At 38.4% G+C, this 14,983-nt stretch carries 15 protein-coding genes and 7 tRNA genes; all 22 read right to left on the minus strand.

What is annotated here, in order from left to right:
- Window positions 1-6: 6 nt before the first annotated feature.
- The 22 genes from B096_RS0103820 to B096_RS0103935 all read right to left on the minus strand — a co-directional run bounded on the left by B096_RS0103820 (window position 7) and on the right by B096_RS0103935 (window position 14,933).
- A complete protein-coding gene (locus tag B096_RS0103820) occupies window positions 7-423 on the minus strand; it encodes a PPC domain-containing DNA-binding protein (protein ID WP_018579461.1) in 417 nt (138 codons plus the stop codon).
- A 97-nt stretch (window positions 424-520) separates the two neighbouring features.
- Window positions 521-2,014, minus strand: a complete 1,494-nt coding sequence (locus B096_RS0103825) for an ATP-binding cassette domain-containing protein (protein WP_018579462.1) — start codon at window positions 2,012-2,014, stop codon at window positions 521-523.
- A 117-nt stretch (window positions 2,015-2,131) separates the two neighbouring features.
- Window positions 2,132-2,614, minus strand: a complete 483-nt coding sequence (locus B096_RS0103830; RefSeq protein WP_026254109.1) for a nucleoside 2-deoxyribosyltransferase — start codon at window positions 2,612-2,614, stop codon at window positions 2,132-2,134.
- A gap of 11 nt (window positions 2,615-2,625) precedes the next feature.
- Window positions 2,626-4,314, minus strand: coding sequence for a Na/Pi cotransporter family protein (locus tag B096_RS0103835; protein WP_018579464.1), 1,689 nt, complete (start codon window positions 4,312-4,314; stop codon window positions 2,626-2,628).
- A gap of 115 nt (window positions 4,315-4,429) precedes the next feature.
- Window positions 4,430-6,133, minus strand: coding sequence for a Na/Pi cotransporter family protein (locus tag B096_RS0103840; protein WP_018579465.1), 1,704 nt, complete (start codon window positions 6,131-6,133; stop codon window positions 4,430-4,432).
- Between the two features lie 128 nt (window positions 6,134-6,261).
- Window positions 6,262-6,696 (minus strand): GNAT family N-acetyltransferase, encoded by a 435-nt coding sequence (locus tag B096_RS0103845; protein ID WP_018579466.1) that lies wholly within the window; start codon window positions 6,694-6,696, stop codon window positions 6,262-6,264.
- 135 nt (window positions 6,697-6,831) lie between these two features.
- A tRNA-Ala gene (locus B096_RS0103850) sits at window positions 6,832-6,907 on the minus strand.
- 22 nt (window positions 6,908-6,929) lie between these two features.
- Window positions 6,930-7,006: transfer RNA gene (locus B096_RS0103855), tRNA-Ile, on the minus strand.
- 304 nt (window positions 7,007-7,310) lie between these two features.
- Window positions 7,311-7,386 (minus strand) — tRNA-Ala (locus B096_RS0103860).
- Between the two features lie 18 nt (window positions 7,387-7,404).
- Window positions 7,405-7,481: transfer RNA gene (locus tag B096_RS0103865), tRNA-Ile, on the minus strand.
- Window positions 7,482-7,648: 167 nt separating this feature from the next.
- Entirely contained in the window at window positions 7,649-8,089 is a 441-nt protein-coding gene (locus tag B096_RS0103870) for a Dps family protein (RefSeq protein WP_018579467.1), read from the minus strand.
- Window positions 8,090-8,470: 381 nt separating this feature from the next.
- Window positions 8,471-8,546, minus strand: a tRNA-Ala gene (locus B096_RS0103880).
- Window positions 8,547-8,930: 384 nt separating this feature from the next.
- Window positions 8,931-9,006: transfer RNA gene (locus B096_RS0103885), tRNA-Ala, on the minus strand.
- A gap of 16 nt (window positions 9,007-9,022) precedes the next feature.
- Window positions 9,023-9,099, minus strand: a tRNA-Ile gene (locus B096_RS0103890).
- A gap of 189 nt (window positions 9,100-9,288) precedes the next feature.
- Window positions 9,289-9,696 (minus strand): 30S ribosomal protein S9, encoded by a 408-nt coding sequence (rpsI, locus tag B096_RS0103900; protein WP_018579469.1) that lies wholly within the window; start codon window positions 9,694-9,696, stop codon window positions 9,289-9,291.
- An 8-nt stretch (window positions 9,697-9,704) separates the two neighbouring features.
- Entirely contained in the window at window positions 9,705-10,142 is a 438-nt protein-coding gene (gene rplM / locus B096_RS0103905; RefSeq protein ID WP_018579470.1) for a 50S ribosomal protein L13, read from the minus strand.
- A 104-nt stretch (window positions 10,143-10,246) separates the two neighbouring features.
- Window positions 10,247-10,981, minus strand: a complete 735-nt coding sequence (gene truA, locus B096_RS0103910) for a tRNA pseudouridine(38-40) synthase TruA (protein ID WP_018579471.1) — start codon at window positions 10,979-10,981, stop codon at window positions 10,247-10,249.
- The gene (locus B096_RS0103915; protein ID WP_018579472.1) at window positions 10,978-11,778 is read right to left on the minus strand and encodes an energy-coupling factor transporter transmembrane component T family protein; all 801 of its coding nucleotides are present in this window, start codon (window positions 11,776-11,778) and stop codon (window positions 10,978-10,980) included. The genes truA and B096_RS0103915 overlap by 4 nt, the downstream gene beginning before the upstream one ends.
- On the minus strand, window positions 11,778-12,623 hold the full coding sequence (locus tag B096_RS0103920) for an energy-coupling factor transporter ATPase (RefSeq protein ID WP_018579473.1): 846 nt from the start codon (window positions 12,621-12,623) through the stop codon (window positions 11,778-11,780). Before B096_RS0103920 ends, B096_RS0103915 begins: the two co-directional genes overlap by 1 nt.
- The gene (locus B096_RS0103925; protein WP_018579474.1) at window positions 12,599-13,426 is read right to left on the minus strand and encodes an energy-coupling factor transporter ATPase; all 828 of its coding nucleotides are present in this window, start codon (window positions 13,424-13,426) and stop codon (window positions 12,599-12,601) included. The genes B096_RS0103920 and B096_RS0103925 overlap by 25 nt, the downstream gene beginning before the upstream one ends.
- 16 nt (window positions 13,427-13,442) lie before the next feature.
- A complete protein-coding gene (gene pepT / locus B096_RS0103930) occupies window positions 13,443-14,669 on the minus strand; it encodes a peptidase T (protein WP_018579475.1) in 1,227 nt (408 codons plus the stop codon).
- 81 nt (window positions 14,670-14,750) lie between these two features.
- Window positions 14,751-14,933, minus strand: a complete 183-nt coding sequence (locus B096_RS0103935) for a hypothetical protein (protein WP_018579476.1) — start codon at window positions 14,931-14,933, stop codon at window positions 14,751-14,753.
- Window positions 14,934-14,983 lie beyond the last annotated feature (50 nt).

Genomic DNA, 14,983 nt, shown 5'->3' on the forward strand with positions numbered 1-14,983 from the left:
CTTTTTTTAGGATTCTTTACAAACATTACCCGTAGCTTCAATCTCCAGTTCTTTATACCCAGAGAGTTCTCCTTTAGTGCGAGTTAACTGATAATGTTCCAATTCTATAATCACAATCTCCGCCGTTGATTTTACAATGCATCCTAACGAAACATGGCCTCCAAGCACCTTAAATTCAAGATCACTGACTGAAGCATGGATATGATGTCCACCTTTTGAAACCGTACCAACACATGAAACAATTTCATAAGGTCCGTTTAATTGGATTTCTTTCTTATTATGTCCTTTACGAAAAACGATACGGGACAAACTCCCAACACACGTCCCAATATATCCGGAAGTAATTTGGAACTTCTTACAATAGGCGTCGATGCCTTGTAAAAGATCATCTCCTGGCATTAATCGAATTACATGTTCTTTCATATTCCCACCGTCCTTATTACTTATTCTACTTGGTTTCACGATAAGTCTCAAATATATTTCTACCCATATTCTTCACAAAAAGTTCACCCGGGAAATATTACCGCATTTCAGTTAAGCCAGTTTCCGTTAATTCGTAAATCGTTTCGAAGACTGCCTCCAATAACATTCGATCGTGTGTAACCGCGATAATGGCTCCCTCAAATTGATTCAAAAGCTCATATACCGCAGCAACACTCATTGGACTTAAATTACGAGTAGGCTCATCTAAAATTAAGACCTTTGGATTTTGAAGGACGAGTTTTAAGAGTGATACTTTCGCCTTTTGACCTCCAGATAATAAATGCATCGGTGTATTCATCTCTGTCTCGGTAAATTTCAAACTACCAAGGTGATTGGTAATGAGGCCCCGTTCTTCTCTTGAACCCTGCTGAACACAATTTTCAATCGGTGTGAGATCAAAACAAATGTTTTTCTCATAGGACTGGTGCATCACACCTACCTCTCCTTCCAGCGCATGAATTAATTTGTGAATCAACGTTGTTTTCCCAACTCCATTTCGACCCACAATAGCAATACGATCGGTACTATAGACTTCCAAATGAATTCCGCGGACAAGAATTCGCTGCTCAATTTGTAATGTTTCACATTCGAATTTCAGTATTTTTTTTCGATGAACTTGGCTCTGCGTTGGAAATGTTAGTTTTATTGCAGATTCTGAATCCAATTTTTCAGGAATGACTTCGCGATTAAAGCGTCGTTCCATAGATTTTATATTATGCATTTTCTTTTTTAAAAGTCGCCCTTTGGCTGGATCTTGGCGAGTCTGTGTTCGTTGTCGATGTTCAACTTTTTGGTAGAGTTGACGCCACCGATCTTCTTGCTTTTGTTTTTCCTGTTGTTGCATCTTAACAGCATGGTTGTGTGTGTCATGGTGATGCAAATAGAGATTAGTATAAGCGTCATAGGTACCTTCGAATACGGTGACAGTGGAACGGGTTTTACGGTGTGTTTGTTCTAGATGAACAATCCGGGTAGCACACCTACGAAGGAGTACTGGATCATGGGATACAAACATAATGGGCGTTGTTTGGGAAAGCATCCAAGATTCAAGCCACTCCAATGTTTCAAGATCTAAATCGTTGCTGGGTTCATCTAAGAGATAACAATCACAAGGATGCAACATCAAACGCATGATTTGTAAGCGAACTCGTTCACCACCACTAAAGGAATGAAGTGGTCGATCCAGGTCTTCAATCCCTAAGGTTGGCAATACCTCCTTAATGATTCGCCCTAAAGACCCGTAAAGATCCCATTGATCCGAAATGATATAGGATAACGCATCCGTTTCTAATTCATTTTGATTCAACTCTTGATTTAAAGATCCAAAAACCAAGGATGGCTTACTCATTGTTTTCGTGACCTGTAGGTTTTGAAATTCATCGCGACCTGCGAGCGCTTTGAGGGTGAGGCTTTTCCCATTCCCTTCTTCCCCAATTAATGCAATACGATCTTTTTGATTTACAGACATAGAAAAAGACGCGATCAGTTCGCGTCCTGTTTCCGTCTTAATATTAAGACTAAAATTAAACATGACAAAACTTCCTCCTATTTTATGATTAATGATTTAGAAAGAAGTTCTGTTCATGTTCCCACCGCCTTTTGTTAATGTTACTGTACAAAATAATATCAGCGATGTCAACTTTGGGACTTAAAGGCCCAATATTTCACCAATTAATTCAATCAGTGTTTGTTCGTCTGTTACAACTGTACCTTGGAGTTTAATCAATCCAACAGTGTAAAGGTTTACGTAAGAAAATTGTGATTCACCAACTTCACGCAATGCATGGATTTTTTCAAGATTTTGAGCACCTTGTTGGCGACTGTCAGTATAAAGTCCAATCATTGGAATATTGGCTTGATAGGCAACGCCGACTTCCGACGCCACACCCGCATCAATGGTTTGACCATCCAAGACTGCAATCACTAAATCCGATTTTAATAATGCATCCGTGTCCGCTTTTGCAATCATCATTGAATTAGCGTAACTATTTTTATCATTAATCTCCATCTGTTCCTGAGGTAGATAGATTTCAACTGAAGGATAAGCAGCACGAATTTGTGCCACAACCTCCGCATTATAACGAAACTCCATATGTGTAAAAAGTGGACTTGCAAAATAAATTTTCTTCATCATTACCCCCTTTAGTGTTCGTCAGAAGTGTGCAATTTTACTGCTGAAAACATATTACGAGCAATATTGACCCCATGATCTCCAATGCGTTCCAAGATTCCTAAAATATCAATATAGATCGAACTTGTAACTTTAGCGTCACAGATTCCTTCTGCCATACGTTGGAAATGCTTTTCACGATATTTTTCTTCGATTAGATCCATATACTCTTCGTCACGACAAAGTGAATCAAAGCCTGATAAATCTTCACGTTCAAAAATCTTTGTAGAACGTCGCAGCATATCCATTAAAAGTTGGTACATTGTATCCAAGTCACGGAGTGCATCTTCTGAAAACGATTCACGATTCTCAAAACTCATTTTATAAAATTCAACAAGATTTGTCGAGAGATCACTCATACGCTCATAGTTTTTAATAATTTCTAAGTTTTTAGTATATTCTTCGGTTATATGTCCAGATACATCCGTTTGTTTTGCTATCTCAAGTAAATATTTTGTTAAGTCTGTATCAAGACCGTTAACCATTTCCTCAAGTTGCATGACAACGTCATAATCTTCCATATCGCGTGAATGCAAGAACTGGTTTGAGGTTTCTACAGATTCAAGCACTAAGTCAGCCATTTTAACGGTTGTGTTACGTGCTAACTGCAAAGCACCTTCCGGGAAGGTTTCAATTAAGCCATAATCCAAAGGCTTAATTTTTTCACGTTCTTTAATTTTATCTTCTCCAGGAATTAAGAATTCCATGAGTCGAATAAACGCCGGTACGAACGGTATAATCACGATCGCAAATATCAGGTTAAAAAAGAAGTGATTAAGTCCAACCGCAAAAGCAGGCGAACCACCAATCAAATCATTAACACGAATGATAAAGGCCGAGTAGGGTTCAATAAGAATCATTACAATCATCGCACCCATAAAGTTAAAGATAACATGGAACCAACCTGCTCGACGTGTAGAAACTGATCCACCTATCGAGGCAAGTACCGCTGTAAGGGTCGTTCCGATATTTGAACCGAACACGAACGCCGATGCAGCTACCATCGACATGCCCCCATTGGCATAGATCTTTTGAACCAATGCAATAACGGCCATTGAAGAATTAATCACCGCCGTCGCCACAGTCCCAGCCATCAATGCAAGCCATGGATTTTGTGACATCTTAAGCATAAATGCTTCAAAGAATGGGTATTCTTGAATAAGAATTAATTTATCACTCATGAGTTTTAACCCCACAAATGTAATTCCAAACCCAAATAAAATTTGCCCAATATTTTTATACTTTTTACGTTTCGAAAAAGCCATGATCATAGCACCGACAAATAAAAAGTAAAATCCTAATTCATCAACATTCAATCCAATCATAAGCGCTGTAACGGTTGTTCCGACATTCGCACCGATTGAAATACCAATTGCTTGATCCAAGCGCATTAAACCAGCTCGAACCAAACTAATCGAAATAACCGTTGCGGCAGTACTCGATTGCATGATTGCCGTAATGGCAATCCCAACTAAAATGGCCATAACGGTATTGCTTGTGTATTTTTCAATATAATCTCGTATTTTAGGTCCTGCAGCTTCTTTTAATCCTTCGCCAAGAAATTTAATTCCAAGAATAAAAAGGCCGAATCCACCTAGAATGACATTAATACCCAAATCCGAAAACGATGGATTTTGAGTTGCCAAGAATAAACTATTCATTCTTTCCTCCATAAAAAATTTAGACCATTAACATAATATCACAATATCTATCAAGCATGGTAAATATTTTTTATTAAAAGAAAAAGACTGAACACCTACGTTTCAGTCTTTAAAGTTAATTATTTGCTTTTAATGAAATTTCTTCATGCATCTCGTGCACACCCACTGCAGAATTCACATAACGCGCTACATTAACGCCATGATCACCAATACGTTCGAGTATTCCAAGAACATCAATAAAGATTGAACTCGCAACTTTTTCATCACAAATACCTTCAGCCATGCGTTGGAAGTGTTTCTCGCGGTATTTGTCTTCAATAAGGTCTAAATACTCTTCATCACGAATCAACGCCTCAAATCGCGATAAATCCTCGGTATCAAAGATTTTTAACGAACGTTTCATCATATCCATCAATAATTTATACATTGTATCCAAATCATGCAGCGCATCGCTCGAAAAATCTTCGCGATTTTCAAATACCATACGATAAAACTCCACAAGATTTGTCGAAAGGTCACTCATACGTTCGTAATTCTTAATGACTTCAAGATACTTCGTGTAGGTATCCGCAATATGCGAGTCCGAATTACTGTGTTTCATGATTTCAAGTAAATACTCAGTCAGTTCCGTATCAAGTTGATTAACCATTCCTTCAAGTTGCATCACCACTTCATAATCCTCGTCATCCTTAGAGTGCAAATATGCATGGGACGCATCAACCGCTTCAAGAACCAAATCACCCATTTTTGTTGTGCGTGCTTTCGCAAGTTGAAGTGCACCTTCTGGATATGTATGAATAATATCACGATCCAAAGGTTTTAATTTTTCGCGACTGCGAATTTTATCTTCGCCCGGAATTAAAATCTTGAGAAGACGAATGAATGCAGGTACAAACGGAATAACAAGAATAGCAAAGAAGAGATTAAAGACAAAGTGCGCAATCCCAACAGCCATTGCATCCGTTCCGCCCATCATACCATTTAACTTTAGAATAAATTGTGAATAAGGCGTTACAAAGAGCATCATCGTTACAGCACCAATAACATTAAACATGGTATGGAAAAGTCCAGCACGACGCGTCGCGATGGATCCACCCATTGACGCAAAGAGTGCGGTTACCGTGGTACCAATATTTGATCCGAAAACAAAAGCTGTGGCGGCCACAATTGACATGCCGCCGTTTCCATAGATTTTTTGAACGACCGCTATGGTAGCTGAGGATGAATTAATAATACCCGTTAACACCGTACCACCTAACATCGCAAGCCAAGGATGATCCGACAATTGAACCATCAAAGCCTCAAAGAATGGCATTTGCTGAATCAACATGAGTTTCTCACTCATAATTTGCAACCCTACAAAAGTCAATCCGAACGCAAGTACGACTTGACCGTAATTTTTTATATCACGACGTGATGAGAATAGTACCATCATCGCCCCTACAAATAAGAAAAAGTAACCCATCTCATCAATGTTGAGACCGACAATAATCGCCGTTACCGTAGTACCAATATTCGCTCCCAAGGAAATCCCAATAGCTTGATCTAAACGCATTAAACCAGCACGAACAAGCGAGATTGAAATCACCGTTGCAGCAGAACTTGATTGCATAATTCCCGTAATCAAGGCCCCAACTAAAATTGCAGAAAAAAGATTGCTCGTATATTTATCAATATAATCCCGCATACGATTTCCCGCTACTTTTTTAAAGCCATCTCCTAATAGATTAATTCCTAACATAAATAAACCGAATCCACCTAAGATTACGTGGATTCCTAAATCCATAATAGACTGTGATTGTGCAGCCAATAATTGCATAGTATGCCTCCATTTATAAAATTCGACCATCCTCATAATACCACGTGAAAAAACGGTGAATATGAAATAAAATTAACATTTCTCCTGCTCTGACGCCAATCATACAAAAACCATCCTAAAAAGAATGGTTAAGCAAGTCTCATATGTAAAATAGGGAGGGGACGACCTGCCCCATCATATTCTGATCGATCGAACACCTCAAAGCCCAAATGTTCGTAAAATCCTCGAGCTTGGTAGTTTTGTTCATTCACATCAACGCGATCAGCGTTTAATGTCTTTATGGCATATTGAATGAGGCTCGCACCAATCCCTTGACCACGTGCGACGCCATCAAGGAAAAGCATCTCAATTTTTTGATCTAATACACCCATAAATCCAGAAACGGTATTATGTTCTTCGTAAACGACTACCGCATCCATTGAAGCAAAAGCAGTATGCACTTCCGGACGCATAGCATCAATCATTTCTTCTGTGACAAAATCATGGGTATCGCGTACCGACTGTTCCCATACATCCACAAGTCTCATTACATCATAATTATGTACATCAATTGTTTTAATCATAGTTCCACCTCTATCTTTCATTATAACGGTTAATTTTAAAAATAACGGACATTTCACGGACTGTTCAATGTATTCCTAATAAAAGTTCCCATTAAAGAAAAAAAACATGACCGAAGTCATGTGTTAATTTATATATGGTGGAGCTTAACGGGATCGAACCGTTGACCTCCTGCGTGCAAGGCAGGCGCTCTCCCAGCTGAGCTAAAACCCCAAATCATATTGTCAAGTTAAAATGGTGGGCCTGAATGGATTCGAACCAGCGACCTCACCCTTATCAGGGGTGCGCTCTAACCAACTGAGCTACAGGCCCATTTCCTTGACTGCCTTAATAATATACCACCCAAAACATAGTGTGTCAATAAGATTTTCAAACAATTATCACTTTTTGTAAGTGCGTTCTTTTACATCACCAAAATCAACTTAAACTGGCTTTTGGGTAAACATAAAGGGCAAGCAAGTTATGTCGGATGTGCTTATTTCTATTTCAGAACAAATACCCACGATTGAGCGAACTCTTGAACTTTGCCTTAACTGTTTCATTCTGCATTCAAAATAAAAAAAACGCCAGTAATAAGTAATCAATACTCGTTACAGACGTTTGTTTATAAGTAAATTGGTGGAGCTTAACGGGATCGAACCGTTGACCTCCTGCGTGCAAGGCAGGCGCTCTCCCAGCTGAGCTAAAACCCCAAAATTTATTTAAAGAAATGGTGGGCCTGAATGGATTCGAACCAGCGACCTCACCCTTATCAGGGGTGCGCTCTAACCAACTGAGCTACAGGCCCATTTCTTAACTGCCTTATTAATATACCATTCCCACCTAGTCGTGTCAACAAGTTTTTCGATAAAACTCACAAATAAAAAAGAAACTCAAGAAACGTGATTTTTAGGTTGCACTCACCGATAAATATAAAAAAAAGTGCGTCAGTTAACGCACTTTTTAAACTGAAATTTAGTCACGGATATAAGCATTAAACATCCATAAGTTTTTCCCAAGATCCTGAGATACCGCCGTGAAATAATCAGCAGTTCCTGGATCATTTGCAGCTTCCGCAAGTTCAACAAGTCGTAATGCCGAACGATTCATATGCTCGAAGTCCACAATTAAGTGTTCAAAACCTTCTTTAGCTGTTTTCCACGCTTGATCTAATTCTTTAATTGATGTCATTTTAAGAACTGTTTCAAGATTTCCAACAGGTTTTGCCCCTATTGTAAGCAAACGTTCCGCTACCTCATCGATGCGTTCTTCTGCTTCTTCATAATACGTATCCATTTGTTCATGAACGGGGAAAAATCCTTCACCTTTAAGGAACCAATGGATATTATGAATTTTCATCCCTAAAACAATTTGATCTGCTAAAAACAAATTCATTTCTTCATATAAATTATTCATACTACATTCCTCCTATATAAATAGTATAGCGCTTAGTTAAGGATATGTAGAATGAAATGCCCATGTTTAAAAACGCGAGTCTTTAATCCATGCTTTAAGACACATTGTTAGCCCGAAAGAGACAATACAGATATATTTAACCCTACTACGCTTGGCGAAGTCATATGACCCTTAAAACGAGTGTGTGCGCACATACAAGGCAATAAACATTTCATTTTGTACCGAACAATTATATAGATGAAGCTTTATGATTAATCTGCACTTAAATCCATTATATCAAGCACAACTAAAGTTTGGATATCCAAGCAACAAAGACATTACGCTAACACACCACAAATATATTAAAAAAACGACACAAAGTGTCGTTAATGAATTGAAATTTGGTGGAGCTTAACGGGATCGAACCGTTGACCTCCTGCGTGCAAGGCAGGCGCTCTCCCAGCTGAGCTAAAACCCCATGTATTTCATGTATTTATAATATCATAACTTAATCGTAAAAACAATACTTTATAAACAAGATATTAGATAAAATAACTGATTTTATTTCTTCGTTGGAACGACCTCTGAACGACCCTTAATCATCTTGTATTTTAACACAGCACTTTTCGAAACTACTTCACCCCAAAAGAATGCTCAATTTTAGATTATGATTCGCGCCAAATCCATATTGTGATATTTACTGCTCAGCTTCGTTTACCTGCTTGTAGTTATATTCTAGTGTTTTCATAAGCCATCATCCTATCGATAGAATATTCAGTTAATAATTATGTGTTCTAATAACTATTATCATCTGATAATTTATACAAAAAAAACCATCCGAAGATGGTTGTGAATTTAAAATTGGTGGAGCTTAACGGGATCGAACCGTTGACCTCCTGCGTGCAAGGCAGGCGCTCTCCCAGCTGAGCTAAAACCCCAAAATTTTTAAAGAAATGGTGGGCCTGAATGGATTCGAACCAGCGACCTCACCCTTATCAGGGGTGCGCTCTAACCAACTGAGCTACAGGCCCATTTCTTAACTGCCATAACAATATAACATCTAAAAATAAGGGTGTCAATTGATATCTTGAAATTTGTCATATTTCCTTTCAAAAGTGCTTGTAAGGTGATTTTTAATGTTCTTTTCCCCCTTAACTAATGGGGGCTCCATAAAAAAAACTCCCGCATAAGCGAGAGCTTTCCAAACATAAATCGAATGATTAACGTTTTGAGAATTGAGGTGCACGACGAGCGCCGCGTAGACCTGGTTTTTTACGTTCTTTAGCACGTGGATCACGTGTAACGAATCCAGCTGCTTTTAACAATGGACGGTAATCTGCTGATGCTTCCATTAAAGCACGAGTGATACCATGACGGATTGCTCCGGCTTGTCCTGTTAATCCGCCACCTTTTACATTAACGTTTACGTCAAATGTATCTTGTGTTGAAGTAACTTCAAATGGTGAGCGAACTGTCATACGTAACAATTCTGAAGGTAAATGTTCTTCAATTGGTTTGTGATTAATTGTAATCACACCTGTTCCAGGAGTTAAATAAACACGAGCAACAGATGTCTTACGACGTCCTGTACCTAGGTATTGTACAGCGTTTTTGTTTTTTGTTGTCATATGTTCTCCTATCCCTTAATAACCATTTCCACAGGCTTTTGAGCTGCGTGAGGGTGGTTTTCGCCCTTGTATACAAATAAGTGTGTACGTTGTTTATCGCCTAAACGTGTGTGTGGTAACATACCGTGAATAGCTCTTTCAACCCATTCGATTGTGTATGTTTCGCGCATTGTACGTGTTGAACGTTCTCTCATACCACCTGGGTAGTGTGAGTGATTGTAGTACATTTTCTTATATTCTTGATCTCCACTGACTTTAATTTTGTCAGCGTTGATTACGATAACGTAATCTCCACCATCAACGTTCGGTGTATATGTAGGTTTGTGTTTACCACGTAATACATGTGCAACTTCACTTGCAAGACGACCTAGTGTCATGTTCGTTCCGTCGACGATGTACCATTGGCGTACAACCTCTGCTGGTTTCGTCATAGTTGTTTGACGCATAATAATTTCCTCCTAAACCAAAAGTAGTTTCCGGGGCTACTATTGGCATAAAGTGCCGATTACTATTGTATGCTTTTTAACGCCCCATGTCAAGAAAACATACTTTATTTATATTGAACTTTCATCAAGTACAAACCACATGCATCGATATTGTATGAAACACTGTTTTTATCTCGTGCTTTAAGCATCTTAGAAATATCTTGTGGTTGACATTTTCCGCTCCCGCAAGCAACACAAGTCGCAACAATCATTCGCACCATATACCGTAAGAAGCCATCCCCTGAAATTACGAAACGTAAGCAATCTTCTGATTCATACAACTCAAAGTTTGTAATCGTTCGAACTTGATTCGCAATCTCATCAAGCCCTGTAGCATTAAACGAAGTAAAATCATGAGTCCCTACAAATTCAAACATCGCCGTTCGAACCGCCTTAAGGTCTAAAGGTTTATTATATTGATACACATAATTGCGTTCAAAAAGATTATACGGGCCTGTGTTGAGGCGATACTCATACGTCTTCGAAATCACATCAAAACGCGCGTGAAAATCAGGTTCGACCTTTTCAACACGAAGAATGTTGATATCCTCCGGTGAGAGCGCATTAAGAGCTCGCCACAGCTGTTCCTCGTTCATTTGGACTAGGTTATCAAAATGAAACGTTTGACCATAAGCGTGGACCCCAGCATCGGTACGCCCTGAGCCGCTTATGGGAATAGCTTGCTTATTAATCTTTGCGAGTACGGATTCAAGTTCCGATTGAACACACCGTTTTTGTGGTTGTTTTTGCCAACCATGAAACGTTGAACCATCATACTGTACGGTTGCCTTGAATCTCATAAAACACGACCAAGGGCAATAACAGTTACAAGTACCGCAACACAGAGAAACAATATAAACCAATCTGAAAATTTAATACGTAATTGTTTGTAACGCGTTCTGGTTTTACCAGGATAATAACCACGTGCCTCCATTGCATCCGCAAGATCTTCCGCACGATGATAAATTGACACAAAGAGTGGAATTAGCATTGAAATCGTTCCATTTATTTTTTCCTTAAACGATCCTTCTTTTAAGTCCACACCACGGCTTGCCTGTGCATCCATGATTCGTTGCGTATCCTCAATTAACGTTGGAATAAATCGTAGTGCTATCGAAATCATCATAGCAATTTCATGCGATGGTACACCAATTTTTTTTAGCGGATTTAATAAGTCTTCAATCCCCAACGTTAAATCGAGTGGTGCCGTTGTTGCTGTAAGCAGCGTTGTGACCATGATCATAAGCACTAATCGTGTCACAATAAATGCGGTTTGGTAAAGGGCACCACTATAAATCTTAATAAAACCTAATTGAATCAGTAACTCACCTTCACGAATTAAAAACATATTCATGATGAATAAGAAAAACAACATAAATACCATTGGTTTTAACGATTTAACAATAAATCGAAAAGTTAATTTCGAACTTAAAATTGCACATACAAAAAAGAAAAACAAAAATAAATTGGCCCATACATTTTTGACCATGAAAATCGACACCATAAGGACCAACATTGCAATTATTTTGATCCGCGGATCCAAACGATGAACTTTAGAATCTAAAGGTACGTAACGTCCGAGTGCAATATCGTTCATTATAAGTCCCCCTTAATCATCTTAGCAATTTCTTGAAGATCCAATGATTCCTTAGTATCAAAGCCACAAGACATTAACCGTTGTTTTAGTTGAAGAACCTTAGGGGCCACAAATCCTAGAGCTTCCAGTTTTTGTGGTTCGTCAAAGAAAGTTCGTACCGGACCATCGTAATATACGGAACCATGGTCTAACACGAGCACATTATCCGCATAACGCAACACATGATCCATATCGTGCGTAACCATGATAACGGTCTTTTTCATTTCTGTATTGAGACGTACGAATAAATCCATCATATCTTTACTTCCTTGAGGATCAAGTCCTGCGGTAGGCTCATCCAAAACAATAACATCCGGATTTGTAGCTAAGACACCTGCAATCGCCACACGACGTTTTTGCCCTCCCGATAAGTCTAAGGGTGATCGTTCCCATAATTCAGGTTTAATTCCGACAAGTGTCAATGCTTGGATAACATATTCATGGATTTGATTTTCATCAAACCCAAAATTTTTCGGCCCAAATGCCACATCTTTATATATGGTTTCTTCAAATAACTGCATTTCAGGAAATTGGAAAACAAGACCTACTTTTGAACGTAACATTTTTAAATTTTTCGTTTTTTCATTCGCTACGATCTTATGATCCCCGATTGTTACCGTTCCTTTCGTAGGTTGTATCAAGCCATTTAAATGTTGTACCAAGGTTGATTTCCCACTACCAGTAGCACCAATAATCGCTGTGATTTTTCCGGTTTCAATAGAAGTATTGATATCCGTTAAGGCATGGTGCGAAAACGGTGAGTTGGGTGAATACACATAACTTACTTCTTCAAACGTAATTGACATAACTCATCCACCATCCCTTCTAAATCATACGGTGTTGTTAAAACAATACCGTTTTTTTTCATTGCAAGATAGAATTTTAGACTAAAAGGAATGTCTAAAGAAAGTTTAATAAGTTTGTTTGCTTGAACAAGAATTTCTTCAGGTGTCCCCTGCATGGCAATCTTGCCTTCGTTCATAACAATGACATAATCGCTCATCGTCACTTCTTCAATATCGTGAGTAATTGAGAGAATGCTCATTTTATTTTCTGTATGCAACTCGTGAACTAAATCATTAACTTCTTTTTTCCCTTTTGGATCGAGCATACTGGTTGCTTCATCTAAAACTAAGAGTTCGGGTTGCATTGCCAAAACCCCGGCAATAGCAACACGTTGTTTCTGTCCTCCACTTAATTTGGTGGGCTCATGATTTAAAAAATCTTCCATCCCTACTCGCTTCGAGTAAGTTTCAATAAGGGCATCCATCTCCGTTGGATCAATCATTCGATTCTCAAGACCAAACGCAATATCATCGCGTACAGTAGAACCAATGAATTGATTATCCGGATTTTGAAAGACAATCGCAATTTTTTCACGGATATCATACACATTATCGGAATTAAGGGTTAACGCATCAATTTCGATTTGACCCTTATTTGCTTCAAGTAACCCGATAATCAATTTAGCAAGCGTTGATTTACCACTTCCGTTGTGTCCAATTACGGTTACATAATCACCTTTTTTTACATTGAATGAGACGTTATCAACAGCATTGCGCGTGCCATCGTATGAGAACGTCAAATCTTTAACTGCTAATTGTTTCAATTCTAATCACTCCAAACTAACGCTTCGCATTTAATTCTGAAATTGCAATAATAACCTCAGTTGCTTTAGCCATTGTTTCTACAACTGCAAATTCATGTTTACCATGGAAATTCTCGCCACCTGTAAAGAGATTTGGCGTAGGTAAACCCATATAAGATAACCGTGAACCGTCCGTACCACCACGCACTGGGGCAATAATCGGTTCTACATCTACTGATTGCATGGCATTTTTGGCAAGTTCAACAATGCTCATATCTTTCTCTATGATATTTTTCATATTGTAATACGTATCTGTTGTATGAACATTAACTGCTTCATAACCATATTTTTGATTTAGTTCTGACGCAATCTTATTTAAGCACGCCTTACGCGCTTCAAATTGATCCATATCATGATCACGAATGATGAAAGTCATTTTTGCATCTTCAATGTTCGATGACATTTCTGTAAGCAAGTAGAACCCTTCATAACCTTCCGTATGTTCCGGTCTTTCTAAAGATGGTATCGCTGCAAAGAATTCATGTGCAACAACTGATGCGTTAACCATTGTATCCTTCGCAGAGCCAGGATGAACGGAAACACCTTTAATCGTTACTACAGACTCCGCCGCATTGAATGTCTCATATTCCATTTCACCCAGCGCACCACCATCAACTGTATAGGCAAAATCAGCCCCAAAAGCCTCAACGTTGAAACTTTCAGCACCCGTGCCAATTTCCTCATCAATGGTAAAGGCAACACGAATATCACCATGTTTAATTTCAGGATGTTCAATGAGGTATTCCATAGCTGTCATAATTTCAGTAATTCCAGCTTTATTATCCGCACCCAGTAATGTTGTACCATCTGTTACAATCAATGTTTTGCCCACATAATCTTTTAAACTAGGAAACATGGAAACTGTTGATACGATACCCAAATCTTCATTAAGTATAATATCGTTGCCATCGTAATTTTCAATAACGCGTGGCTGTACATTTTCCGAATTATAATCTGCCGTATCCATATGAGCGATAAAGCCGATAGTTGGAACATCATAATCAATATTAGAAGGACAAAGTGCTGTCACAATACCATGTTCGTCAACTGAGACCTTATCCAAGCCAATTCGAATGCATTCATTATAAAGAACTTCCGCAAGATCAAATTGAATTTTTGATGATGGAATCGTATTTGAAGAAGCATCCGAACGTGTATTAATTTTTGTATAACGAACTAGTCGTTCAATTAGTGTATCTTTCATAGTGTACCTCACCTTTTATTATATTTACTTATGATATTTTATCATATTTGTGCCATTAAAACTAAAAAAAGCTTAGTTTTACTAAGCTTCTTCCGATTCATCAATTTCTTGTGCAAGTTCGGATACCGTATCTTCTGCAGATCGGCTTATATCATCGAGAGTTTCAATCGTTTTCTCAACATGTTTTTTATTATTTTGGTTCATATAATAACCGGCAGCTCCAATTGCGGCACCAATGATTGCTAATGGAAAGATTTTTTTCATACATGACCCTCCCTTTCTTTTGTAATACTATTCTAACACAGATACGAAGC

This window comes from Erysipelothrix tonsillarum DSM 14972, assembly GCF_000373785.1.
In the GTDB taxonomy this organism is placed as follows: Bacteria; Bacillota_I; Bacilli_A; order Erysipelotrichales; family Erysipelotrichaceae; genus Erysipelothrix; species Erysipelothrix tonsillarum.